18 protein-coding genes and 1 tRNA gene are annotated in these 24,172 nt (G+C 69.6%); 9 read left to right on the forward strand and 10 right to left on the reverse strand.

What is annotated here, in order from left to right:
* Positions 1–21: 21 nt before the first annotated feature.
* The 6 genes from ACSU6M_RS08585 to ACSU6M_RS08610 all read left to right on the forward strand — a co-directional run bounded on the left by ACSU6M_RS08585 (position 22) and on the right by ACSU6M_RS08610 (position 6,969).
* Positions 22–510 (forward strand): hotdog fold thioesterase, encoded by a 489-nt coding sequence (locus tag ACSU6M_RS08585; RefSeq protein ID WP_437068426.1) that lies wholly within the window; start codon positions 22–24, stop codon positions 508–510.
* A 781-nt stretch (positions 511–1,291) separates the two neighbouring features.
* Complete coding sequence (locus ACSU6M_RS08590) at positions 1,292–2,524, forward strand: branched-chain amino acid ABC transporter substrate-binding protein (RefSeq protein ID WP_437068427.1); 1,233 nt, start codon at positions 1,292–1,294, stop codon at positions 2,522–2,524.
* A gap of 113 nt (positions 2,525–2,637) precedes the next feature.
* Positions 2,638–3,567 carry a branched-chain amino acid ABC transporter permease gene (locus tag ACSU6M_RS08595; protein WP_437068429.1) on the forward strand — a complete coding sequence of 310 codons (930 nt, stop codon included), beginning with the start codon at positions 2,638–2,640 and terminating at the stop codon, positions 3,565–3,567.
* Between the two features lie 5 nt (positions 3,568–3,572).
* The gene (locus tag ACSU6M_RS08600) at positions 3,573–5,384 is read left to right on the forward strand and encodes a branched-chain amino acid ABC transporter permease (RefSeq protein ID WP_437068430.1); all 1,812 of its coding nucleotides are present in this window, start codon (positions 3,573–3,575) and stop codon (positions 5,382–5,384) included.
* Complete coding sequence (locus ACSU6M_RS08605; protein ID WP_437068432.1) at positions 5,381–6,256, forward strand: ABC transporter ATP-binding protein; 876 nt, start codon at positions 5,381–5,383, stop codon at positions 6,254–6,256. The genes ACSU6M_RS08600 and ACSU6M_RS08605 overlap by 4 nt, the downstream gene beginning before the upstream one ends.
* Positions 6,253–6,969, forward strand: a complete 717-nt coding sequence (locus ACSU6M_RS08610; RefSeq protein WP_437068434.1) for an ABC transporter ATP-binding protein — start codon at positions 6,253–6,255, stop codon at positions 6,967–6,969. The genes ACSU6M_RS08605 and ACSU6M_RS08610 overlap by 4 nt, the downstream gene beginning before the upstream one ends.
* Before the next feature lie 78 nt (positions 6,970–7,047).
* On the opposite strand, the gene ACSU6M_RS08615 is transcribed toward ACSU6M_RS08610, so the two are convergent.
* On the reverse strand, positions 7,048–7,716 hold the full coding sequence (locus ACSU6M_RS08615; RefSeq protein WP_437068435.1) for an ANTAR domain-containing response regulator: 669 nt from the start codon (positions 7,714–7,716) through the stop codon (positions 7,048–7,050).
* Positions 7,717–7,818: 102 nt separating this feature from the next.
* Here ACSU6M_RS08615 and ACSU6M_RS08620 point away from each other — a divergent pair.
* Positions 7,819–7,891 (forward strand) — tRNA-Leu (locus ACSU6M_RS08620).
* Between the two features lie 288 nt (positions 7,892–8,179).
* Here ACSU6M_RS08620 and pyk read toward each other — a convergent pair.
* Positions 8,180–9,610 (reverse strand): pyruvate kinase, encoded by a 1,431-nt coding sequence (gene pyk, locus ACSU6M_RS08625; protein ID WP_437068437.1) that lies wholly within the window; start codon positions 9,608–9,610, stop codon positions 8,180–8,182.
* Positions 9,611–9,806: 196 nt separating this feature from the next.
* Complete coding sequence (locus ACSU6M_RS08630; protein ID WP_437068438.1) at positions 9,807–10,526, reverse strand: SIMPL domain-containing protein; 720 nt, start codon at positions 10,524–10,526, stop codon at positions 9,807–9,809.
* Positions 10,527–10,734: 208 nt separating this feature from the next.
* On the opposite strand from ACSU6M_RS08630, the gene ACSU6M_RS08635 reads away from it, so the two are divergent.
* Positions 10,735–12,540, forward strand: a complete 1,806-nt coding sequence (locus ACSU6M_RS08635; RefSeq protein ID WP_437068439.1) for a bifunctional metallophosphatase/5'-nucleotidase — start codon at positions 10,735–10,737, stop codon at positions 12,538–12,540.
* Positions 12,541–12,578: 38 nt separating this feature from the next.
* Here ACSU6M_RS08635 and ACSU6M_RS08640 read toward each other — a convergent pair whose 3' ends face one another.
* The 6 genes from ACSU6M_RS08640 to ACSU6M_RS08665 all read right to left on the reverse strand — a co-directional run bounded on the left by ACSU6M_RS08640 (position 12,579) and on the right by ACSU6M_RS08665 (position 20,599).
* Entirely contained in the window at positions 12,579–14,000 is a 1,422-nt protein-coding gene (locus ACSU6M_RS08640) for a lysine N(6)-hydroxylase/L-ornithine N(5)-oxygenase family protein (RefSeq protein ID WP_437068440.1), read from the reverse strand.
* Positions 13,997–15,364: a pyridoxal phosphate-dependent decarboxylase family protein gene (locus ACSU6M_RS08645; RefSeq protein WP_437068441.1), complete on the reverse strand. Its 1,368-nt coding sequence runs from the start codon at positions 15,362–15,364 to the stop codon at positions 13,997–13,999. Before ACSU6M_RS08645 ends, ACSU6M_RS08640 begins: the two co-directional genes overlap by 4 nt.
* 386 nt (positions 15,365–15,750) lie before the next feature.
* A complete protein-coding gene (gene pepN, locus ACSU6M_RS08650) occupies positions 15,751–18,246 on the reverse strand; it encodes an aminopeptidase N (protein ID WP_437068443.1) in 2,496 nt (831 codons plus the stop codon).
* A gap of 449 nt (positions 18,247–18,695) precedes the next feature.
* On the reverse strand, positions 18,696–19,214 hold the full coding sequence (locus tag ACSU6M_RS08655; RefSeq protein WP_437068445.1) for a response regulator: 519 nt from the start codon (positions 19,212–19,214) through the stop codon (positions 18,696–18,698).
* A gap of 200 nt (positions 19,215–19,414) precedes the next feature.
* Positions 19,415–19,765 (reverse strand): chorismate mutase, encoded by a 351-nt coding sequence (locus ACSU6M_RS08660; RefSeq protein WP_437068447.1) that lies wholly within the window; start codon positions 19,763–19,765, stop codon positions 19,415–19,417.
* A gap of 399 nt (positions 19,766–20,164) precedes the next feature.
* On the reverse strand, positions 20,165–20,599 hold the full coding sequence (locus ACSU6M_RS08665; protein ID WP_437068449.1) for a GNAT family N-acetyltransferase: 435 nt from the start codon (positions 20,597–20,599) through the stop codon (positions 20,165–20,167).
* A gap of 167 nt (positions 20,600–20,766) precedes the next feature.
* Between ACSU6M_RS08665 and ACSU6M_RS08670 the strand changes: the two genes are divergently transcribed.
* The gene (locus ACSU6M_RS08670) at positions 20,767–21,678 is read left to right on the forward strand and encodes a hypothetical protein (RefSeq protein ID WP_437068450.1); all 912 of its coding nucleotides are present in this window, start codon (positions 20,767–20,769) and stop codon (positions 21,676–21,678) included.
* Positions 21,679–21,734: 56 nt separating this feature from the next.
* Here the strand turns inward: ACSU6M_RS08670 and ACSU6M_RS08675 are convergent, their stop codons facing one another.
* Positions 21,735–24,143, reverse strand: coding sequence for a polysaccharide lyase 8 family protein (locus tag ACSU6M_RS08675; RefSeq protein WP_437068452.1), 2,409 nt, complete (start codon positions 24,141–24,143; stop codon positions 21,735–21,737).
* Positions 24,144–24,172 lie beyond the last annotated feature (29 nt).

The following is a 24,172-nucleotide window of genomic DNA, read 5'->3' on the forward strand; positions in this document are numbered from 1 at the left end:
CGGACGAACGGAGCCGCACCCATGGGCGAGCAGCAGCATGTGAAGTTCCCGCAGGAGGTCATCGACGAGTACGCCTCCCTCGGCGTCGACCTGCCCGCCCTGTTCTCCGCCGGGCACCTGGGCACGCGAATGGGCGTGCAGATCCTGGAGGCGTCCGCCGAGAAGGTCGTCGGCACCATGCCGGTCGAGGGCAACACCCAGCCCTACGGTCTGCTGCACGGCGGCGCCTCCGCGGTGCTGGCCGAGACGCTCGGCTCGGTCGGCTCGATGCTGCACGGCGGCGTCTCCAAGATCGCCGTCGGTGTCGACCTGAACTGCACCCATCACCGTGGGGTGCGCTCCGGCCTGGTCACCGGCGTGGCCACGCCCGTGCACCGGGGCCGGTCGACGGCAACGTACGAGATCGTGATCAGTGACGAGGAGGGGCGGCGCGTGTGCACCGCGCGGCTGACCTGTCTGCTGCGCGAGGTCGGCCCGAAGGACGCCGAGCAGGTCGGCGCCGCCGGCTGACCGGCGTAGCGCAACGCCGCCGGCCGACTCCCGCAGGGGAACGCCGCCGGCCGACCGGCGCTGCGGATCCCGGACACCCGGACACCCGGCACTCCCGGACACCAAGGGGCGGTCGCCAAGAGGCGACCGCCCCTTCGGCGTCTCACCGCAGCCCGACGGGCCCCGTCGAAGCCCGGCGGGCCCGCCACCCCGCGTCAACGACCCGCCGTCCGAAGGCGGTTGACGCGCCGTCGGCCCCCACACCGCGGACGCGGACGGTCACCGGATCGTTCGCAATGCGCGGGTGCGATTCCCCCACCTGGTGATCGAATACGGAAAAGTGCCCCAGAACGCCGGACTCCCTTTCGCGCCCGTAACCCTGCGTAATTCACAAGCAATCAAGGAAAGCGGAATCCGAAGCTCCATGGGGGCTTCCTTTTCGGGCCGAACGTGGCATACTCCCCGCCCCTCTCCGGCCCCCAGTAGCCTCCGGCAACAAGTCGCGTCAGTACCAAAACAAAGAAACGGTGCTGCATTCCTTCAAGGCGCACGCTGCGCATTCTCACTATGCGGACAGCGCGAACCGGCCGGAATTCCCCCCTACCACCCGCGGTGTCGCGCTCTCCGATACTCCGCGGCATAACAAGAGCGTCACAGCCTTGGCCAGACCACTCCTGCATTTCCGTCGACGCGCCTAGAGTCACCGCCAGTCACCGCGCCACCGGATTCGAAGCCACTTCGGTCCAGCGCTCGACTCGGCGCGTTCCATGGGGAACCGCCGTGCCAGGGAAAGGACTGACTCGTGCGTCAACGTTCGCTCATAGCCATCACCGCCGCCCTCGCGGCGGGATCGCTCACCCTGACCGCCTGTGGGTCGCGCGACGACGACGGCGGCGGCAGTGGCGGCGGCGACAAGACCACTGTTGTGATCGGCCTCGACGCTCCGCTGACCGGCGACCTGTCGGCCCTCGGCCTCGGCATGCGCAACTCTGCCGATCTCGCCGCGAAGACCGCCAACAAGCAGGAGTACGTCAAGGGCATCGAGTTCAAGATCGAGCCCCTCGACGACCAGGCCCAGCCCTCCGTCGGCCAGCAGAACGCCCAGAAGTTCATCAGCAACAAGGACGTCCTCGGCGTCGTCGGCCCGCTGAACTCCAGCGTCTCCCAGCAGATGCAGAAGCCGTTCAACGACGCCGGCCTCACCCAGATCTCCCCCGCCAACACCGGCACCGAGCTGACCCAGGGCGACGGCTGGAAGACCGGCAACTCGGTCCGGCAGTTCAAGACGTTCTTCCGCACCGCCACCACGGACGAGATCCAGGGCGCCTTCGCGGCCGAGTACCTCTACAACAAGGCCGGCAAGAAGAGGGTCTACCTGATCGACGACCAGAAGACCTACGGCGCGGGCCTGGCCGCCTCCTTCAAGGAGAACTTCACCAAGCTCGGCGGAAAGATCGTCGGCAGCGACCACATCAACCCCGACGACCGCGACTTCAACTCCGTCGTGGCCAAGATCAAGAAGACCGGTGCCGAGGCGCTCTACTACGGCGGCGAGTACCCGGCCGCCGCGCCCCTGAGCCAGCAGCTCAAGGACAGCGGCCAGAACATCCCGCTCATGGGCGGCGACGGCATCTACTCCGGTGAATACCCGAAGCTGAACAAGAAGGCCGAGGGTGACCTCGCCACCTCCGTCGGCAAGCCCGTCGAGCAGCTCGACTCCGCCAAGGAGTTCATCAAGAACTACGAGGCCGAGAACTACGAGGACGCCTACGAGGCGTACGGCGGTCTGACCTACGACGCCACCTGGGCCATCATCGAGGCCGTCAAGCTGGCGGTCGAGGGCAACGACGGCAAGCTCCCGTCCGACGGCCGCAAGGCGGTCCTGGACGCCATGGCCAAGGTCAAGTTCGACGGCGTCACCGGCACCATCTCCTTCGACGAGTTCGGTGACACCACCAACACGCTGATGACCGCCTACAAGGTCACCAAGGGCGCGTGGGCGCCCGAGTACAGCGCCTCCCCCAAGGTGGGCTGACCAGGGGACGAGTAAGAGACCCCCACTCACACATTGATCCAGGCCGCGCGGGTAGCGCCCATCCAGCGCTCCCGCGCGGCGCCATATCCGAACCACTCCACGGAGGCCCTGCGGTGAACGAACTGCCGCAACAGCTGGCCAATGGACTCATCCTCGGCGCGATGTACGGACTCATCGCGATCGGCTACACGATGGTCTACGGCATCGTCCAGCTCATCAACTTCGCCCACGGCGAGATCTTCATGGTCGGGGGCTTCGGGGCCCTCACCGTCTGGCTCGTGCTCCCCGACGGCTTCGGCCTCGGCGCGGCCGTCCCCCTCATGATCATCGGCGGAATCATCGTCTCCGTCGCCGTCGCCACCGCGGCGGAACGCTTCGCCTACCGGCCACTGCGCACCGCGCCACGGCTCGCACCACTGATCACCGCGATCGGTCTGTCCATCGTCCTGCAGCAGGTCGTGTGGATGTGGTACCCCGACGCGAAGAAGGACCACCCCTTCCCACAGTTCGAGGGCGAGGCATTCGACATCCTCGGCGCCACCATCCAGCGCGGTGACGTGTTCGTCCTGATCGCCGCCCCGCTCTGCATGGTCGCCCTCGGGTTCTTCGTCACCAAGACCCGCTCCGGCCGCGGTATGCAGGCCACCGCCCAGGACCCCGACACGGCCAAGCTGATGGGCATCAACACCGACCGCATCATCGTCATGGCCTTCGCCATCGGTGCCGCGTTCGCCGCCATCGCCGCCGTCGCCTACGGCCTCAAGAACGGCCAGGTCGGCTTCCGCATGGGCTTCCTGATGGGCCTCAAGGCGTTCACCGCGGCCGTCCTCGGCGGCATCGGCAACATCTACGGCGCCATGCTCGGCGGCATCGTCCTCGGCGTGGCCGAGTCCCTCGCCACCGGCTACATCGGCGACATCCCCGGCATGGACCTGTTCGGCGGTGGCGCCTGGAAGGACGTGTGGGCCTTCTCCCTGCTCATCCTCGTCCTGCTCTTCCGGCCGCAGGGCCTGCTCGGCGAACGCGTCGCGGATCGGGCGTGATACCCATGACCAACACCACCGACACCACCAAGGTCTCCACCACCGAGGCCGCTCCGATCATCCCGCTGCCGCCGACCGCGGCACGCGCCCTCACCGTCCTCGGCTCGGCCGTCGCCCTCACCGGCACCTTCCTGGCCTGGACCTGGACCAGAGAGTTCCCCGGCAACCTCACCGTCACCGGCTACCCGGGCGGCCTTCAGGTGCTCACGCTCGTGGGGGCACTGCTCACGCTGCTCTTCGCCCTCGCCGGCTACGGCATCCGGGGCCTGGGCTGGCTCACCCCCGGCGGCAAGAACAGCCCCGTCCGGCTCGCCGCCCTCGGTGTCCTCGGCACCACCGGGTACGCCATGGGAGCCATCAGCGACGCCCTCGGCGGCCTCGTCAACCTCGAACCCGGCGCCTGGGTCTCCGGCATCGGCGCCCTGGTCGCCGTGATCGGCGCCCTCGGCCTGCCCGCCGACCTGCCCCACGACGCCCACGACCCGAACCCCAACCTCTGGGTCCGCCTGCGCCACGCGCTCAAGGCCCCCGAGCCGGGCCGTGCCGGGGAACTCCCCTCCTGGGCGGAGATCCTGATCATCGCCGCGGGCTTCGGCGTCGGCCTGTACGTCTTCGCGTTCGGCATCGGCACCGAGTACTCCGAGCTCTTCATCGGCTTCCTGATCATCGCGGGCTTCGGCTTCACCGCCGTCACCCGCGCGGGTCTCCTCAAGCGCCTGTCGGCACTGACCGCCAAGCACCGCAACGTGGCCATGGCGGCCGCGTTCGTCGCAGCGATCTGCTTCCCGTTCACTCAGTCGAACGATCAGTTCGCCCTGATCGGTGCGAACATTCTGATCTTCGCCACGGTCGCTCTCGGCCTCAACGTCGTCGTCGGCCTCGCCGGCCTCCTTGACTTGGGATACGTCGCCTTCCTCGGCGTCGGCGCCTACGCCGCCGCCCTGGTCTCCGGCTCGCCCCAGTCGACCATCGGCGTGGAGTTCCCGTTCTGGGCGGCGGTCCTCACCGGCGCGGCCGCCTCGCTGATCTTCGGCGTGGTGATCGGCGCACCGACCCTGCGGCTGCGCGGCGACTACCTCGCCATCGTGACGCTCGGCTTCGGTGAGATCTTCCGCATCACCATGAACAACCTGAACGGCAACAGCGGACCGGACGTCACCAACGGCTCCAACGGCATCCCGAACATCCCCGACCTGGAGATCTTCGGCTTCAACCTGGGCCTGCCGCACAACGTCCTCGGCCACGAGCTCACCCGCTCCGGCAACTACTACCTGCTGATGCTGCTGTTCACGGCCGTCGTCGTGCTGGTCTTCCGCCGCTCCGCGGAATCCCGCATCGGCCGCGCCTGGGTCGCCATCCGCGAGGACGAGACCGCCGCCACCGCCATGGGCATCAACGGCTTCCGCCTCAAGCTCCTCGCCTTCGCCCTCGGCGCCGCGCTCGCCGGCCTCGCCGGCACCGTCCAGGCCCACGTCTCCTACAGCGTGACGCCCGAGCAGTACCAGTTCGCCGGCTCCGTGCCGCCCAACTCGGCCTTCCTGCTCGCCGCCGTCATCCTCGGCGGCATGGGCACCATCAGCGGCCCGCTCATCGGCGCCGCGCTGCTCTACCTGATCCCGGCCAAGCTCCAGTTCATGGCGGAGTACCAGCTCCTCCTCTTCGGTGTCGCGCTCATGCTCCTCATGCGCTTCCGCCCCGAGGGCTTGGTCGCCGACCGCAGGAAGCAGCTCGAATTCCACGAGACCGGACAGCTCGACGTACCGGAGGACAAGCCGCTGCCCGAGGGCGCGACCGGCGTCGCGAAGGCAGGTGCGTGACCGCCATGACCACCACCGCAACCACCAGCACGACGGTCCTCGACGCCACGGGTGTCACCATGCGCTTCGGCGGCCTGACCGCCGTACGCTCCGTCGACCTCACCGTCAACACCGGCGAGATCGTCGGCCTCATCGGACCCAACGGCGCCGGCAAGACGACCTTCTTCAACTGCCTCACCGGCCTGTACGTCCCCACCGAGGGCACCGTCAAGTACAAGGACACCGTCCTGCCGCCCAAGCCGCACCTGGTCACCCAGGCCGGCATCGCCCGCACCTTCCAGAACATCCGGCTCTTCGCCAACATGACCGTTCTGGAGAACGTGCTGGTCGGACGGCACAGCCGCACCAAGGAGGGCCTGTGGTCGGCCCTCCTGCGCCTCCCCAGCTTCAAGAAGGCCGAAGAGGCGTCCCGCGAACGGGCCATGGAACTCCTGGAGTTCACCGGTCTCGCCGCCAAGGCCGACCACCTCGCCCGCAACCTGCCCTACGGCGAACAGCGCAAGCTGGAGATCGCCCGAGCCCTCGCGAGCGAGCCGGGTCTGCTGCTGCTCGACGAGCCCACCGCGGGCATGAACCCGCAGGAGACCCGGGCGGCCGAAGAGCTGATCTTCGCCATCCGCGACCAGGGCATCGCCGTCCTCGTCATCGAGCACGACATCCGGTTCATCATGAACCTCTGCGACCGGGTCGCCGTGCTCGTCCAGGGCGAGAAGATCGTCGAGGGCCCCGCGGAGGTCGTCCAGGCCGACGAGCGCGTCATCGCCGCCTACCTCGGTGAGCCCTTCGAGGGCGCACCGGGCACGGAGGAGGCCGCCGAGGTCGAGGCCGCGGAGGCCGACGCGCAGAGCACCACGGAAGGGGACGACAAGTGACCGCACTGCTGGAGGTCGAGGACCTCAGGGTCGCCTACGGCAAGATCGAGGCCGTCAAGGGCATCTCGTTCAAGGTCGACGCGGGCGAGGTCGTCACCCTCATCGGCACCAACGGCGCCGGCAAGACCACCACCCTGCGCACCCTCTCCGGGCTGCTCCAGCCGGTCTCCGGCGACATCCGCTTCGACGGCAAGTCGCTCAAGAAGGTCCCCGCCCACAAGGTCGTCTCCCTGGGACTCGCCCACTCCCCCGAGGGGCGGCACATCTTCCCCCGGATGACGATCGAGGACAACCTCCGCCTCGGCGCCTTCCTCCGCAACGACAAGGAAGGCATCGAGAAGGACATCCAGCGCGCCTACGACCTCTTCCCCATCCTCGGGGAACGCAGGAAGCAGGCCGCGGGCACCCTCTCCGGCGGTGAGCAGCAGATGCTGGCCATGGGCCGCGCGCTCATGTCCCGGCCCAAGCTGCTGATGCTCGACGAGCCCTCCATGGGCCTGTCGCCGATCATGATGCAGAAGATCATGGCCACCATCCAGGAGCTGAAGTCCCAGGGCACCACTATCCTGCTCATCGAGCAGAACGCCCAGGCCGCGCTGTCCCTCGCGGACCACGGCCATGTCATGGAGGTCGGCAGGATCGTCCTCTCGGGCACGGGCCGGGACCTGCTCCACGACGAGTCGGTGCGCAAGGCGTACCTCGGCGAGGACTAGAGGTCTCCCGTACGTGACTGAGGCCCGCGCCCCTGGTGTACACAGGGGGCGCGGGCCTCGGCCATGTCCGCGGGGCGTTCAGCCCTTGTCGCCGGCCTTAGCGGCCTTCTTCTCCTCGGCGTCCTGGATGACCGCCTCGGCGACCTGCTGCATCGACATCCGTCGATCCATGCTGGTCTTCTGGATCCACCGGAACGCGGCCGGCTCGGTCAGCCCGTACTCCGTCTGGAGGATCGACTTCGCCCGGTCCACCAGCTTGCGCGTCTCCAGGCGCTGGCTGAGGTCGGCGACCTCCTTCTCCAGCTCCTTCAGCTGCGTGTACCGCGAGACGGCCATCTCGATCGCCGGGACGACGTCGCTCTTGCTGAAGGGCTTGACGAGGTACGCCATGGCACCGGCGTCGCGGGCGCGCTCCACCAGGTCGCGCTGCGAGAAGGCGGTCAGCATCAGCACCGGGGCGATGGACTCCTCGGTGATCTTCTCCGCCGCGGAGATGCCGTCGAGCTTGGGCATCTTCACATCGAGGATCACGAGGTCGGGCTTGTGCTCCCGGGCCAGCTCGATCGCCTGCTCACCGTCGCCGGCCTCACCGACGACCGTGTAGCCCTCCTCCTCCAGCATCTCTTTGAGGTCGAGACGGATCAGCGCCTCGTCCTCGGCGATGACGACACGGGTCGTCAGCGGAGGCACGTGCGACTTGTCGTCGTCGGGCGCGTCTACGGGCTGGGGCGACTCGGGCGCGGTCACGGGGGCTCCTTGTTCAGGGCAGGGGTACTGCTGACAAGAGCCTACCTAGCTGCGGTAAGGTGGGGGCACGGCGGGTGACCGTCGTCCTTTATTTCAAAGGGAGCCCCGGTAGCCCAGCGGTAGAGGCAATGGTCTCAAACACCATACAGCGTCGGTTCGAATCCGACCCGGGGTACTTTTCCTCCGAATCCAAGGTCGCCATTATTCAGCGGATGTTCCCCTTCTCGTGAACATCCGCTTTTCGCTGTCCGCCGAAGCGATCGCTTTCTTCGAATGATCGACCGAGCGATCAGACTTACGGGATCCGATCAGACGCATGCCACCCGATCAGACGCATGTCATCCGATCAGACCACGTCAGCACGATCACACCACGTCATCACGATCAGATGCCCGACATCACGATCAGACGGCACGACATTCCATCAGGTCTACGACGTCAGCGCTCGGTCGCTGACGAGGTGTCACCCGGACGCCTCTCCGATGCGATGGACGCGGACCATGTTGGTCGTGCCCGACACCCCGGGCGGGGAGCCGGCCGTGATGACGACCATGTCGCCCTTCTGGCAGCGGCCGTACTTCTGCAGGAGTTCGTCGACCTGGTCGACCATCGCGTCGGTGGAGTCCACGCTCGGGCCCAGGAACGTCTCCACGCCCCAGGTGAGGCTGAGTTGGGAGCGGGTCGCCGGGTCGGGGGTGAAGGCCAGCAGCGGGATCGGCGAGCGGTAGCGGGAGAGGCGGCGGGCGGTGTCGCCGGACTGGCTGCACGCGACCAGGAACTTGGCGCCGAGGAAGTCGCCCATCTCCGCCGCCGCGCGGGCGACCGCGCCGCCCTGGGTGCGGGGCTTGTTCCGTTCCGTCAGCGGCGGCAGGCCCTTCGCCAGCATGTCCTCCTCGGCCGCTTCGACGATGCGGGCCATCGTCCTGACCGTTTCCACGGGGTACTTGCCGACACTCGTCTCACCGGACAGCATCACCGCGTCCGTGCCGTCGAGCACCGCGTTGGCGACATCGGACGCCTCCGCCCTGGTCGGACGTGAGTTGTCGATCATCGAGTCGAGCATCTGAGTCGCCACGATCACCGGCTTGGCGTTGCGCTTGGCCAGTTTGATCGCGCGCTTCTGAACGATCGGCACCTGTTCGAGCGGCATCTCGACGCCGAGGTCTCCGCGGGCGACCATGATGCCGTCGAAGGCGGCGACGATGTCGTCGATCGCCTCGACGGCCTGGGGCTTCTCGACCTTGGCGATGACGGGGAGCCGACGGCCCTCCTCGTCCATGATGCGGTGGACGTCCTCCACATCGCGTCCGCTGCGGACGAACGACAGGGCGATGATGTCGAATCCGGTGCGCAGGGCCCAGCGGAGGTCCTCCTCGTCCTTGTCGGACAGGGCGGGCACGGAGACCGCGACGCCGGGGAGGTTGAGGCCCTTGTTGTCGGAGACCATGCCGCCTTCGACGACGGTGGTGCGGACGCGGGGGCCGTCGACGGAGGTGACCTGGAGGCAGACCTTGCCGTCGTCGACGAGGATGCGCTCACCGGCTGCGACATCGGCGGCGAGGCCCTTGTACGTCGTTCCGCACTGCTCCCGGTCGCCTTCGGCGCCGTCCTCGACGGTGATGGTGAAGGTGTCGCCGCGTTCGAGGAGTACGGGCCCTTCGGCGAATCGGCCGAGGCGGATCTTCGGGCCTTGAAGGTCGGCGAGGATGCCGACGCTGCGGCCGGTCTCGTCGGCGGCCTTGCGGACGCGCTGGTAACGCTCCTCGTGATCGGCGTGGCTGCCGTGGCTGAGGTTGAAGCGGGCGACGTCCATTCCGGCTTCGACCAGTGCCTTGATCTGGTCGTACGAATCGGTGGCGGGGCCCAGGGTACAGACGATCTTTGCTCGGCGCATGGCCCGACCCTATGCCTTACCGACGGGTAGAGAATTGGCCGGGCGTGACCACTCAACAACCTTTGAATGAAGGGGTGTTGACAAGTGCTGAATTGTGCGGCGGCCCGCTCTGATGAGCATTCTCGTGGGGTGCGCGATCGGCATTCCGTCCTCCATTCGAATTCCGCTTCGGTGCATGAATTCCTACGGGAGGGCGCTAGAGCCGTGGTGGGTTCATCGTGAACCGCGCGTTGACCGCCGCGTACACGTGCTGGCGCTCGGGTTCGAGGTCCAGGGGTGCGGCCGCGGTGTCGGCCTCGGCGGCCATGGCGTAGGCGGCGGAGCGCATGCGGCCGGGGGCGGGTGGGTGGTGGGCGGGGTCCTCGGCGCCGATGTCGGCGAGTTCGACGAGGGCGGCGAGGGTGGCCCCGAGGGCGTCGGCGTAGTCGCGGGCGCGCTGGACGGCCTCGCGTACGGCCTGGCGGCGGGCCTCGCGGTGGGCGGGCGAGTCGGGGCGCAGGGTCCACCAGGGGCCGTCGACATGGGTGAGGTCATGGTCGGCGAGGCGGGTGGTGAGCTCGCCGAGGGCGGTGAAGTCGGTGAGTTCGGCGGTGATGCGGACGGCGCCGTGGTAGGTGCGGACGCGCTCGCCGCGGCCGTGGCGGGTGAGTTCGGGGCTGATGGAGAAGGCGCCGGTCTCCAGGCGTTCGACGGCGTCGCCGTAGGACTTGACGAGATCGAGGACGGCGGTGTTGCGGCGGGTCAGGTCGTCGAGCGCGGAGCGGCGGTCGCGGCCGCGGGCGCTGACGGTGATGCCGATGCGGGCGATCTCGGGATCGACTTCGAGGTGGGCCTCACCACGTACGGCGAGACGGGGGGCCTCGGGGGTGCCGTAGGGGACGGGGGGTCGGGGGGTGGCTCCTTCAGGCGGGGTCATACGTCCCACTCTGTCACCGCTCGCCCTGGTCAATGCCCCTCCTGCACCGGCCAGGTCACTCAATCGCAACCTGCGAGGTCTATTGCCGGTCGGGGTGGGCGGGTCAGAATCTACGCGCGTTATCCACGCGTGTTTCGAAATCTACGCGCGTTGTGCACGCGTCTCGTGTTCGTTTGATCGTTGTCTCGCTGGCCGAGGAGAGTTCGACATGGCGTTGGACCGCCGGAAGTTCCTGAAGAAGTCCGCCGTGACCGGGGCGGGGGTGGCGCTGGCGGGTGCCGCGGCGGCTCCGGCGGCCGAGGCCGTGGAGGCGCGCAAGGGCCCCCGGCCGGCCAAACGGTACTCGCTCACGGTGATGGGCACGACCGATCTGCACGGCAACATCTTCAACTGGGACTACTTCAAGAACGCGGACTACTCCGACGCCAAGGGCAACGCCAAGGGTCTGGCCCGGGTGGCGACGCTGATCGAGCAGGTGCGGCAGGAGAAGGGCCGGGAGAACACGCTGCTGATCGACGCGGGCGACACGATCCAGGGCACGCCGCTGACCTACTACTACGCGAAGGTCGACCCGATCACGGCGCCGGGCGGTCCGGTCCACCCCATGGCGCAGGCGATGAACGCCATCGGCTACGACGCGGTGGCGCTCGGCAACCACGAGTTCAACTACGGCATCGAGACGCTGCGCAAGTTCGAGGAGCAGTGCGACTTCCCGCTGCTGGGTGCGAACGCGCTGGACGCGAAGACGCTGAAGCCGGCCTTCCCGCCCTACTTCATCAAGACGTTCCGGGTGAAGGGCGCTCCGCCGGTCAAGGTCGCCGTGCTCGGTCTGACCAACCCCGGCATCGCCATCTGGGACAAGGCGTACGTGCAGGGCAAGATGACGTTCCCGGGCCTGGAGGAGCAGGCGGCGAAGTGGGTGCCGAAGCTGCGGTCGATGGGCGCGGACGTGGTGATCGTGTCGGCGCACTCCGGCTCCTCGGGCACGTCGTCCTACGGTGACCAGCTGCCGTACATCGAGAACTCCTCGGCGCTCGTCGCGCAGAAGGTGCCCGGCATCGACGCGATCCTGGTGGGTCACGCGCACACGGAGATCGCCGAGCTGAAGGTGACGAACGAGCAGACGGGCAGGACGGTGATCCTTTCGGAGCCGTTGTGCTACGCGCAGCGTCTGTCGCTGTTCGACATCGAGCTGGTGTTCGCCAAGGGCCGGTGGACGGTGGAGTCGGTCGCGGCGACGGTGCGCGACTCGAAGACGGTCGCCGACGACCCGGAGATCACCCGGCTGCTGGAGGCCGAGCACGAGATCGTCGTGGCGTATGTGAACCAGGTGGTCGGCAAGGCCACGGAAACGCTCACGACGGTCGAAGCGCGCTACAAGGACGCTCCGATCATCGATCTGATCACAAAGGTTCAGGAGGACGTCGTCAAGGCGGCGCTGGCCGGAACCGAGCATGCCGCGCTGCCGGTGATCTCGCAGGCATCGCCGTTCTCCCGGACCTCGGGGATCCCGGCCGGCGATGTGACGATCCGGGATCTGTCGAGCCTGTACGTGTACGACAACACGCTGGTCGCGAAGCTGATGACGGGCGCGCAGCTCAAGGCGTACCTGGAGTACTCGGCGGAGTACTTCGTGCAGACGCCGGCCGGCGCGCCGGTGGACGTGGCGAAGCTGACGAACGCGAACAACCGCCCGGACTACAACTACGACTACGTGTCGGGGCTGTCGTACGAGATCGACATCGCCCAGCCGGCGGGTTCGCGGATCAAGAAGCTCACGTACAACGGTGCTCCGCTGGACGACGCGCAGAAGTTCGTGTTCGCGGTGAACAACTACCGTGCGAACGGCGGCGGGGCGTTCCCGCACGTCGCCTCGGCCCAGGAGCTGTGGTCGGAGTCGACGGAGATCCGGACCCGGATCGCGGAGTGGGTGACCGCGAAGGGTGTGCTGGACCCGAAGGACTTCGCGTCGGTGGACTGGAGGCTGACGCGTGAGGGCACGCCGGTGTTCTGATCGTTTGTCGCTTTGAGCGTCTGGGTCTGAGCGTAGCCTCAGATTCCGTCCGCGAGGGGTGTGAGTGCCCTCGGCTGTCGTGCGGGCGGGATCTGGGGCTGCCGCTGTTCCAGGCCGAAGGTGGTGAAGGCGGTACGGGTGGGCAGGGGGTAGGGCTCTTTGCCGGTGAGGGTGTTGAGGATGGTGGCGCTGCGCCAGGCGGCGAGGCCGAGGTCGGGGGCGCCGACTCCATGGGTGTGACGTTCGGCGTTCTGGACGTAGATCGAGCAGCCGGCGCCGCTGACGGAGGGGTCGAGGACGAGGCGGAACTGCTCGTCGACACGGGGGCGTTCGCTGCTGTCGCGGCGCAGGTAGGGGTCGAGGGCGGCGAGGAGACGGCCGAGGGGGCGTTCGCGGTAGCCGGTGGCGAGGACGACGGCGTCGGTGGTGAGGCGGCTGCGGGTGCCCTGCTGGAGGTGTTCGAGGTGGAGCTCCACCTTGGTGGTGGCGATGCGTCCGGCCGTGCGGACGTGGACGCCGGGGGTGAGGACCGTGTCGGGCCAGCCGCCGTGCAGGGTGCGGCGGTAGAGCTCGTCGTGGATGGCGGCGATGGTGCCGGCGTCGATGGCCTTGTGGAGCTGCCATTGGGAGGCGACGAGCCCGTCGCGGACGGGTTCGGTCAGGGCGTGGAAGTAGCGGGTGTAGTCGGGCGTGAAGTGTTCCAGGCCGAGCTTGGAGTACTCCATGGGCGCGAAGGCGGAGCTGCGGCCCATCCAGTGGAGCTTCTCGCGGCCGGGTGGGCGGTTGCGGAGCAGGTCGAGGAAGATCTCGGCGCCTGACTGTCCGGAGCCGATGACGGTGACGTGCTCGGCCTTGAGCAGCGCCTCACGGTGGTCGCGGTAGTCGGCGGCGTGCAGGACGGGGACGCCGGGCGCGTCGGCGAGGGGCTTCAGCGGCTCGGGGACGTACGGCTCGGTGCCGATGCCGAGGACGATGTTCTTGGTGGTGGTGCGGCCGAGGGCCTCGGCTTCGCCGTCGTTGTCGAGCTGGGTGTAGTCGACTTCGAACACATCGCGTTCGGGGTTGAAGCGGACGGCGTCGACCTGGTGGTGGAAACGCAGGCCGGGGAGGTTTTCGGCGACCCAGCGGCAGTAGGCGTCGTATTCGGCGCGGTGGATGTGGAAGCGCTCGGCGAAGTAGAAGGGGAAGAGCCGCTCGCGCGTCTTGAGGTAGTTGAGGAAGCTCCAGGGGCTGGCGGGGTCGGCGAGGGTGACCAGATCGGCCAGGAAGGGCACCTGGATGGTGGCGCCGTCGATGAGCAGGCCGGGGTGCCAGTCGAAGGTGGGGCGCTGTTCGTAGAAGACGGCGTCGAGTTCGGCGAGGGGGTGGGCGAGGGCGGCGAGGGAGAGGTTGCTGGGGCCGATGCCGATGCCGACGAGGTCGCGTGGGCTGTCGCCGTCGGGGTGTGGGGGGTGGTTCATGGCGTGGCGTGTCCTTCCACGAGCTTGAGCAGTGCGGCCAGGTCCTCGGGCCGCGTGTGGGGATGGAGCAGGGTGGCCTTGAGCCAGAGGCGGCCGCCGCGGTGGGCGCGGCCGAGCACCGCGTGGCCGTCGGTGAGCAGGCGGCGGCGTACGGCGGCGACAGTGGTGTCGTCGGCGTGCACGGGTCGGAAGAGGACCGTGCTGATGGTGGGCCGGTCGTGGAGTTCGAAGCCGGGGTGCGCGGTGATCAGGTCGGCGAACTCTTCTGCTCGTTCGCACACGGCGTCGACGAGTGCGCCGAGTCCGCTGCGGCCCAGCGTTTTGAGGGTGACCGCCGTCTTGAGGATGTCGGGGCGGCGGGTGGTGCGCAGGGAGCGGCCGAGGAGGTCGGGCAGGCCCGCTTCGGTGTCGTCGTCGGCGTTGAGGTAGTCGGCGCGCTGGTGCAGTGCGGTGAGGTCGCTCGGGTCGCGTACGGCGAGGAAGCCGGCGGCGACCGGCTGCCAGCCGAGTTTGTGCAGGTCCAGGGTGACGGTGTGGGCGGCGTCGAGGCCGTCGAGCAGCGTGCGGCGGCGGTCGCTGAACAGCAGGGTTCCGCCGTAGGCGGCGTCGATGTGGAGCCGGGTGCCGTGGGCGCGGCAGAGGGCGGCGATCTCCGGGAGCGGGTCGATGAGGCCGGCGTCGGTGGTTCCGGCGGTGGCGGCGACGAGGCGGGGGCCGGTGACGCTGTCCAGGGCGGCGTCCAGCGCGGCGGGATCGAGGGTGCCGGCGGGGGCGGGCACGATGATCGGTTCGGGTAGTCCGAGCAGCCAGGCTGCGCGCATGAGCGAATGGTGAGCGTTCGCTCCGCAGAACAGCTGGACGCTTCCGCCGTGTGCCTCGCGGGCGAGGAGCAGGGCGAGTTGATTGGCCTCGGTGCCGCCCGTGGTGACGAGGGCGTCGCCCGCGCGGCCGGGGAAGACCTGGTCGGCCACCGTGCGGGTGACGAGTGCTTCGAGGGCGGAGGCGGCGGGGGCCTGGTCCCAGGAGTCGAGGGAGGGGTTGAGGGCGCTGGCGGCGAGGTCCGCGGCGGTGGCGACGGCGAGGGGCGGGCAGTGCAGGTGGGCGGCGCACAGGGGGTCGGCCGGATCGGCGGAGCCTTCGGCGAGGGCGCGGACGACGGTGTGCAGGGCGTCGGGGTGCGGGCTGTCGGGCAGTACGTCGCCGACGGCGGCGTTCAGCCGTGCGGCGACGGCGGTGGGGCCGCCCGCGGGCAGGGGGCCTCCGCGGGCGCGGCGGCCCGCGTCGAGGGCGTCGAGGACGGTGTCGAGCAACGGCCGCAGGGCGCCGGGGCCTTCCGGGCCCGAGGCGAGGGGTGGCGTGCTCATGGGCTTCCTCCTCGGCCGCGTCACGGGGTCTCCCAGCTTGTACCGGGATGGGGTGGCGCGTCCGGAAAGCCCAACGATCGGAACCCGAAAGGGGGTACTTCCGTGCGGGAATCGCGTGTCGGGTGTACGGGGGTGGGGTGGCGCGGGGTGGCGGGCCGAGGTCCGTCGGGGTCGGCCCGCCACCGTCGTAGGGGTGTTGCCTTTGGGGCGGCGGATGTTGCTGGTGCCGGTGTGCTGTTCGCCGGCGCGGCTGTTCTTGCTGCGACGCGAGTTGCCGGCGCGGCTGTTGTTGCTGGCGCGCCAGTTGCTTGGACGGCTGCTGTTGGGGCCGCTGTTGGGCGAGATGCCCGCCGTTGTCAGCGGCCCCTGTTGCGCTTGGCGCCCCGCTACATCTCGCCGCGCACCCGCAGGGCGCGGGCGAGGTCGTCGAGCTGGTCGACGAGCTTGCGGCGCAGGGCGGGGATGGGCTCGGCGTCCTTCAGGCACTGTTCGCCCAGGCGCAGCGTCTCGGTGTCGACGGCGTGCGTGGGGAAGGCCCAGCGGCCGGCGGCGTCCGCGATGGCGGGGCCTCGGCGGTCGGCGAGGGCGACGGCGTCCTGGTAGTAGCGCGGGATGTACGGCCGTACGAGATCGGCCTGTTCGGGCTGCCAGAAGCCCTGGGCGGTGGCGGTGAACAGGTAGTTGGACAGGTCGTCGCTGCCGAACATGGCCTCCCACGCGCGTGCCTTCGCCCCGGCGTCGGGCAGGGCGGCGCGGCAGCGGGCGGCGCCCTCCTGGCCGGTGGCGCTGGGATCGCGTTCGAGTTCGGCGGCGATGGCGGCCTCGTCGGTGGCACCGAGGACGGCGAGGCGCTCCAGGATGCGCCAGCGCAGCTCGGGGTCGAGTTCGGGCCCGCCGGGCACGGTGCCGTCGGCGAGCCAGGTGGCGATGGCCTCGGGCTGGACCGCGACGTCGATGAAGTGGCGTACGGCGATCAGGCGCAGGCCGGGGTGGTCGCCGTCCTCGGTGCGGCGGATGAGGTCGCGGCACAGGGCGCTGAGCGTGGACTGGGCGACGGGGCGGGCGTCCGGGGTGAGGTACCGGTCGGTGATCTGGGTGGCGGCGAAGCCGAGGACGCCCTGGACGAGGGCGAGGTCGGTCTCGTGCGGGAGGTGGGCGCGGGCGGTGTCGAGGTAGGCGGCGGGCGGGAGTTCGCCGTCGCGCACGGCGTCCCTGAGGGCGTTCCAGACGACCGCGCGGGTGAGGGGTTCGGGCAGGCCGGACAGGCTGGTGCGCAGGGTCTCGAAGGACTCGGGGTCGAAACGGATCTTGGCGTAGCTCAGGTCGCCGTCGTTGAGCAGCAGCAGGGCGGGCGGCTTGCCGAGGGGCAGCGGGGTGGTGTGGGGGATGTCGAGGTCGAGGCGTTCGCGCAGGGCGAGGCGGCCGTTGTCGGTGAGGTCGCGGTCGTAGAGGCCGACGGCGATGTGGTGGGGGCGGTCGCCGACGCGGTCGACGGTGAGGGCGCAGGTGCCGTTCTCGCCGGAGGTGATGCGGGGGGTGAGCTTGTCGACTCCGGTGGTGCGCAGCCAGGCGTCGGCCCAGGCGTGGACGTCGCGGTCGGTGGCGGCGGCGAGGGAGTCGATGAAGTCGGCGAGGGTGGCGTTGGCGAACTTGTGCCGGGCGAAGTGGTTGTTGATGCCGGTGAGGAAGTCCTTCTCGCCGAGCCAGGCGACGAGCTGGCGCAGCGCGGAGGCACCCTTGGCGTAGGAGATGCCGTCGAAGTTCAGCAGCGCGGAGGCGGTGTCGTCGACGGCCTCGGGGGCCACCGGGTGCGTGGAGGGGCGCTGGTCGGCGTCGTAGCCCCAGCCCTTGCGGACGACGCCGAAGTCGGTCCAGGTGTCGGTGAAGCGGGTGGCCTCGGTGAGGGTCTGGTAGCCCATGTACTCGGCGAAGGACTCGTTCAGCCAGATGTCGTCCCACCACCTGAGGGTGACCAGGTCGCCGAACCACATGTGGGCCATCTCGTGCGCGATCACCATGGCGCGCGTCTGGCGCTCGGCGTCGGTGACGGCGGAGCGGTAGACGAACTCGTCGCGGAAGGTGACCAGGCCCGGGTTCTCCATGGCGCCGGCGTTGAACTCGGGCACGAACGCCTGGTCGTAGGAGTCGAACGGGTACGGCTCGTCGAACTTCTCGTGGTAGCGGTCGAAGCACGCGCGCGTGACGTCGAGGATCTCGTCGGCGTCCGCGTCGAGGTAGGGCGCGAGCGAGCGGCGGCAGTGCAGGGCGAAGGGCAGTCCCCGGTGTTCGGTGCGTACGGAGTGCCAGGGGCCCGCCGCGACGGCGACGAGGTACGTGGAGATCAGCGGGGTCGGCGCGGCCTTCCAGCGGCCGTCGCCGAGGTGTTCGGTGACCGTGTTGGCGAGGACGGTCCAGCCTTCGGGGGCCTTGACGGTCAGCTCGAAGACCGCCTTGAGGTCGGGCTGGTCGAAGGCCGCGTAGACGCGCTGGACGTCGTCGAGGAACAGCTGGGTGTAGAGGTAGGTCTCGCCGTCGGTGGGGTCGGTGAAGCGGTGCATGCCCTCGCCGGTGCGCGAGTAGCGCATGGCGGTGTCGACGATCAGTTCGTGCTCGCCGGGGGTGAGGTTCTTCAGGGGCAGCCGGTTGTCGTCGAGGCTGTCCGGGTCGAGGGGCTGTCCGTCGAGGGTGGCGGAGCGCAGTACGGCGGGCTTGAGCTCCACGAAGGTGTCCGTACGGTCCTGGCCTTCGCGCACGGAGAACGTGATGCGGGTGCGGGAGTCGAAGGTGTCGTCGCCGGTGGTGAGGTCGAGGTCGACGCGGTAGCGGTGGACGTCGAGGAGCTGGGCACGGGTCTGCGCTTCGTCGCGCGTGAGTACGGACATGGTGGACATGCTGCCTGATGGCTCGGAGCGGGCACAGGGGCGGTTCGGTTCGTGAGCGGTCCGTGACACGGCGTGCGGGTTTCGGTGTGCGCCTGTGGGGGCGCTGGGTGTTCGTCCCTGGGGTGTGTGTTTTGGGTGGGCGGCGGGTGTTTCTCGGGTGGTGGGCGTTTGGGTGTGCGGGGCGGTGTTTGCGTGCGGGGCGGTGTTCGTTCGGGTGGTGCGTGGGTGTTTGTGGAGGGTGTGTTCGTTCAGGCGGAGGGCGTGGGCGCTTGTGGAGTATGTGTTCGTTCAGGCGGGGCATGCTCGTATGCGCGGCAGATGCTCGTTCGTGGGGTTTGTGCTCGTATGCATGGTGGGTTTCGTTTTGCCGCGCGCGTGTGCCGGGCGTGTTCGTGCGCCCGGTGATGTTCGTGCGCGCCGGTGATGTTCGTCTGCGCGGTAAGTGTTCGCTACGTCCGGTCGGGTGCGGCCGTGCTGCGGGGCTCGCGTTGCGGCGGGACTCGGGTCGGCGGGGATGGCGGCGGTGCGGCGAGCGGCCCGACCTGGGCGCGCAGTTCGCGCAGTTGCCGTTCCAGGGCGAGGTGGCGCTGGTGGGCGTCGTAGAGGTAGCGGACCTTGGTGCGCAGGGACCAGGGGTCGACGGGTTTGGGGATCAGGTCGGCGACGCCGAGTCCGAAGGCCGCGGTGGTCAGTTCGTGGTCCTGGCCGAAGCCGGTGAGCAGAACGACCGGAATGTGCTGGGTCAGCTCCAGGCGGCGCATGTAGCGCACCACCTCAAGGCCCTCGGCGCCGGGTGTGCGGACGTCGAGGAGCAGCAGGCCGACCCGGCCGCGCAGCACCTGTTTGAGGGCCTCGTCGTCGCTGGTGGCGCGGGTGAGGCGGTGGCCTAGCGGGGCGAGGGCACTCTCCAGTGCGTACAGCGTGTCCTCGTGGTCGTGGACGATGAGGATCGTGGCGTCCGACGCCATGGCCGGACCTCCCTCCCACTGGGTCCGCCGGGGGTGGTCCCGGGCCGGCGCGCCGTGCCTGTGGGCGGCGGGGAGTGCACGGCTCGGGTGGTGCGCGGCTCGGGTGGTGCGCGGCTCGAGGTGTGCTGCGGCGCCGGGCGTCTGCCTCGCCCGGCGGGGCGTGCGCCGGGCGCGGTCTCGCGCCCGGAGGGGCTGCCGGTTCAGCTCGTCGGGGCGGTGTGACCGTTGACGGTGTCCTCGGCGATGCGTTCGTGGTGGCGGATGACCTCGGCGATGATGAAGTTCAAGAACTTCTCCGCGAAGGCCGGGTCGAGCTTGGCGTTCTCGGCGAGCGTGCGGAGCCGGGCGATCTGACGTGCCTCGCGGGCCGGGTCGGCGGGCGGCAGCTGGTGGACGGCCTTGAGGTGACCGACCTGCTGGGTGCACTTGAAGCGCTCGGCGAGCATGTGGACGACGGCCGCGTCGATGTTGTCGATGCTCTCGCGCAGCCGGGCGAGCTCCTCGCGCACGGCGGGGTCGACCTCACCGGTTCCGTTGTTGCTGGTGGTCATGAGCGTCCACCCTACGTGGGGGGCGGGGGTCGGATCACCGGCGCACGGGGTGGGAGCGGGGCCGCTGGCCGAATCGGGCGCCTGGGCGGAGGCCGGAGGCGCGGTCGGCGGCGGTGTGCGGGGCGCGGCGGCGTGGGCTGTGGCCGGATCCTGCCAGGCGCGAGGTGACGGGCGCATGGGCGGGCGCGTGTGCGCCCACGCGCTCGGGATGCTGTTCCTCTTGCTCGGGCTTTGGGCGTCTGGGCCTTGTGCGCTGACCTGGACCTGATCGGTCGGCAGTGCGTGCGCGGGCCTACGCGTGCGCGTGCCTATGCGTCTGCGGGCCTGCGGGCGGCCTGTCGTCTGTGCGTCGTCTGTGCGTCTACGGGGCCTGCCGCCTGCGCGTCTGCTCGGTTGTGTTCAGTTTCCGATCGTCTTGTGCAGGTGGACGTCCTGGTGTCCGCCGGGGATCCCATCCGTGCGGCCGGTCTCGCGGAAGCCGAGGCGGCGGTAGAAGTCGGGGGCCTGGAAGGTGAAGGACGAGACGATCATGTCGGTGCAGCCACGGCGCACGCCTTCTTCCTCCGCGGCCCGCATGAGGCGGCCGCCCAGTCCGGTGCCGCGTGCGTCCTCGCGGACCCACAGCATGTCCACGGCGCACAGGCTGCCCCAGACCCAGCCGGTGAGCCCGCCGGCCGTCGCCCCGTCGGCGTCGGTGACGGCCACGCTGAACTCCTCGGGCGTACCGGCGCCGGTCGCCCGGTCGTTGAAGGCCGTCAGCTGTTGATCGAGGAGCTTCTCGAGCGCGTCGTCCTGGCCGCCCACGCGGAGCGTGAAGTCGTGATCACCGGTCATGGGGTCGGAGTATGCCAGCGGTGGGTGGGGCGCGACCAAGGGGCCCCGCTGGCCGGGCGGCCGGTGCCGGCGCATTTCCGCCCGCCCCGGCCGCCCGCCTCGCCTGGGGCAAACCGTCACTCTCCTCGTAGAGTGGAATCGGGTTCAGGCGTCTTGGGGGTACGGGCGTGGCGAACGGCGGGCCGGTCGAGCACGGCTACCCACATCTGGAGACGGTGCGGGCCGCCATCACCGCGCTGTATCGGCGGCTGTCGTACGACACGGTGCAGACGTTCGCGACGAGTGTGGCCCCGGCCGATGTGGCGTTCTGCGACACGGACGATCTGTACCTGGGCACGCAGCGGGTCGCACACGAACTCGTGCGGCACTTTCGGCTGCCGGATGCTCGAATGATCGTGAGTTTTCGTGAGATGACGCACGCGGCGAATGTCGAACTGACCGCGGGTCCGGAGTACTTCGTCGAGCTCAATGAGCGTTTTCGCACGCATCGCCGGGACATCGGAGCGGCGCTCGCGCACGAGATCATGCATGTCTATCTGCACAGACTCGATCTGTCGTTCGCCGGTACGCGGGACAACGAGATCCTCACGGACACGGCGACCACCTATCTGGGCGCGGGTTGGCTGCTGCTGGACGCCTACCGGGAGAACGGGACATCGTCGCAGAAACTGGGGTATCTCACGCCGGAGGAGTTCGGTTACGTCCTGGCCAAACGGTCATCGGTGTTCGGTGAGGATCCTTCGATCTGGTTCACCAGCGCGCAGGCGTACTCGGCCTATGAGAAGGGGATGGCACGGGCCCGGCGGGACGAGCAGCAGCCTCCGCTGACGGCGGCGGGCTGGGTGGGCCGCCGCCGCTATGCGCGCGACCGGCGGCATGCCCAGGAACGGTGGCGTGGGCCCGGGCAGGTCCCGGTCGCCGCGCCGGATGTGCCGTACGCCTTCACTCCGCAGGAGCCGGGTGCGCTGCGGGTGTCCTTCCCGTGCCCCACCTGCCATCAGCGAATCGGGGTGCCGGTGCGGGGGCGGGTGCGGGCGCGGTGCGGGTTGTGCCGGACGGTGTTGGAGTGTGACACGTAAGGGTCTGGTCGGCTGGGCTCGGGCGGTCCGGCGCGGCTCGGACCGTCCGGCCCCGTTCAGGCCAGGGTGACCACCGCCTTGTGCACGGCGCCGAGGGTGCCGGGCGTGATCCGCAGGGTGAGGGCGGCGCCGGTGCCGAGCACCTGGACCGTGGAGTCCTTCGACGTCACCGCGGACACCGGACGGTTCCAGGTGAGGTCGATGGTCGCGCCGTCGCGCAGCGGGCCGGAGACGCAGACGGTCGCCGAGCCCGCGCTCTCGCGGATCATGACGCTGGCGGGCGCGCCCGCGGTGACGTCTCCCGCGGTGCCGGCGAGCCAGAAGTTGACGCCGGTGTAGCCGAGGGCGGGGACGCGGATGCCCTGGAGTTCGTTCGTGTTGGCGAGGACGGTGATCCGGCCGGTGTCGGCGGCGCGGGCGGCGGTCTGCGCGCCGGTGGCGCCGGGCAGGACGGCGTAGGCGTAGTCGGCCCAGGTGGGGTCGGTGCCGTGGTCGAGCCAGAGGGTGAGGTAGCGGCGGGTGACGGGGGTGGTGGTGCCGCCGGTGTTGATGTCCGACCAGGCGCCGGTGCGGGCCTCGCGCTTGGCCTTGAGGGTGGCGCCGCCGAGGAGGACGTAGCCGCCGAATCCGGCGAGGTGGGCCCAGCGGGTGCCGGTGAGGGTGGCGGTCCAGCCGAGCGTGGTGGGCTGGACGGTGCCGTCGACGGTGAGGGCGTGGGTGCCGCCGGCGCCGAGGTTGCGGTTGTCGACGATCGTCTCGACGCCGGTGCCGTCGCGGCCGTGGATGCCGGCGCCGAGGCAGACGATCGTGTCGTCGAGGAAGAACCAGGACTTCTTGGCCAGCAGGGTGGAGGACAGGCCCTTGAGGTACTGGCCGACGGCGGCGTACGTGCCGTCGGTGGCGCCGCCGACCCAGCGCACGTCGGGACGGGGGGCGCCCCAGGCGCCGCCCTCTCCGTCGGCGAGTGCCTTGCGGGAGACGGTCGTGCCGGGCAGGCGCAGCGGGTCGACGGTGGGCCAGAAACTGTCGCTGTACTGGCCGTTTCCGTAGGTGTCGCCCCACCAGTAGAGCATTCCGGAACCGGTGTGCCAGCCGTGGAGGTTCTCGCCGTTGCCGTTCTCGTAGTGGGTGATGCGGTGCGAGGCCATGGAGACGGCGGCGGCCCAGCCGGGTCTGCGGTGGACGGCGCGGTCCATGGCGGGGAAGAGACGGTGGCCGGTGGGCTCGGGGGTGGCGCCGGCCGTGGAGTCGGCGATGGTCTTGAGGCGGGCGAGCTGGGCGACGCCGAGGGCGTCGGAGGTGAGGATCGGTCGGTAGTAGTCACGACCGATCCAACCCTTGATCATTCCTTCCCAGCGTGTTCGTTCGGCGGTGGAGGCACTCTGGGCGAGCAGTGCGACGCAGGCGATGATCGAATGACCGCGCAGATGGTCGTCCTGGAGGATCGCGCGTGTATCGCTCTTGGACACGCCACGGCTGATCGCCCGACCGGAGACACCGTCCATGACCAGGCCGTTGAACAGGAAGGGTGCGTACGCCTTTTCGACCGAGTCGAGGATGATCTGCCGCTTGGGGTCGGTGACTTCCCAGGTCGATCCCTTCAACAGGGCGAAGAGGAGAGACAGTCCCCCGAGCATGACCGCGCCGTAGGTGCCGGCGTAGGGGACGTAGGTGTGCTGGATGAAGCTGCCGTCGGCGTAGAGGCCGTCGCCCGATGTGACGTACGGGAAGACGGGGCTGAGGGCGTCCCTCGCGAGGGTGATCTTGGCGGGGTTCTTGCCGATGACGCCGCGCAGGGCGAGGACGCGGCACAGGTCGACCCGGTTGGCTCCGGTCGAGGTGCCGGTGTAGTTGGCGACCGCGCTGTCGGGGACGAAGTGGTCGACGGCCGCTGTCCAGTCGGCGATGCGGGTGGCGCCGAGGTGGTCGTGGAGGAAGGTGCTGATGTCCAGCAGCGCCTGGGGGATGCCGATCTGCCAGTTCCACCAGTTGCCGTAGCGGGTCTGGCCGGCGTTGTACGCCTCGTCGTGGAGGTGGTCGAGGCCCCTGAGGAGGTCGGCCAGCACGCCCGCGTCGCCGGTGAGGCCGGTTCCGGGCTGGGCGTATGCCTCGGCAAGGGTGCGCAGGCGGTTGTAGCTGGTGCCGAGGTTGCCGGAGTAGGTGTAGGACTCGCTGTCGGTGTCGGGTTCCGGGTCGGCGTAGACCAGGTCGGGCCACAGCGAGCCGGAGGTGGGGTTCATGGTGGCGCGCAGGTCGGCCGCGGTGGCGCCGAGTGCGGCGAGCCGGGTCTTGTAGGGCTCGGTGGTGGGGTCGTAGCCGGTGCCGAGGAGGAGGTCGCGCCATCTCAGGCGGAGCGTGTCGTAGGCGTCGGCGGCGTGGGCCGTGCCGGTGGCCGTCAGGGTGAGAGGGGTCAAGGTGGCGAGGGCGGCGCGCAGCAGGGTGCGGCGCGGCAGGAAGGAGGGCATGCGCTGGTACCTCCGAAGAGGGATGGGGG

Origin of the sequence: Streptomyces sp. enrichment culture (assembly GCF_964272895.1) — a bacterium.
GTDB lineage: Bacteria > Actinomycetota > Actinomycetes > Streptomycetales > Streptomycetaceae > Streptomyces.

Coding starts and splice junctions, on each gene's coding strand:
- ACSU6M_RS08645 (WP_437068441.1), bottom strand. CDS start 15,364: ATGAGCACGCCACCCCTCGCCTCGGGCCCGGAAGGCCCCGGCGCCCTG.
- ACSU6M_RS08600 (WP_437068430.1), top strand. CDS start 3,573: ATGACCAACACCACCGACACCACCAAGGTCTCCACCACCGAGGCCGCT.
- ACSU6M_RS08635 (WP_437068439.1), top strand. CDS start 10,735: ATGGCGTTGGACCGCCGGAAGTTCCTGAAGAAGTCCGCCGTGACCGGG.
- ACSU6M_RS08665 (WP_437068449.1), bottom strand. CDS start 20,599: ATGACCGGTGATCACGACTTCACGCTCCGCGTGGGCGGCCAGGACGAC.
- ACSU6M_RS08655 (WP_437068445.1), bottom strand. CDS start 19,214: ATGGCGTCGGACGCCACGATCCTCATCGTCCACGACCACGAGGACACG.
- ACSU6M_RS08660 (WP_437068447.1), bottom strand. CDS start 19,765: ATGACCACCAGCAACAACGGAACCGGTGAGGTCGACCCCGCCGTGCGC.
- ACSU6M_RS08640 (WP_437068440.1), bottom strand. CDS start 14,000: ATGAACCACCCCCCACACCCCGACGGCGACAGCCCACGCGACCTCGTC.
- pyk (WP_437068437.1), bottom strand. CDS start 9,610: ATGCGCCGAGCAAAGATCGTCTGTACCCTGGGCCCCGCCACCGATTCG.
- pepN (WP_437068443.1), bottom strand. CDS start 18,246: ATGTCCGTACTCACGCGCGACGAAGCGCAGACCCGTGCCCAGCTCCTC.
- ACSU6M_RS08675 (WP_437068452.1), bottom strand. CDS start 24,143: ATGCCCTCCTTCCTGCCGCGCCGCACCCTGCTGCGCGCCGCCCTCGCC.
- ACSU6M_RS08630 (WP_437068438.1), bottom strand. CDS start 10,526: ATGACCCCGCCTGAAGGAGCCACCCCCCGACCCCCCGTCCCCTACGGC.
- ACSU6M_RS08585 (WP_437068426.1), top strand. CDS start 22: ATGGGCGAGCAGCAGCATGTGAAGTTCCCGCAGGAGGTCATCGACGAG.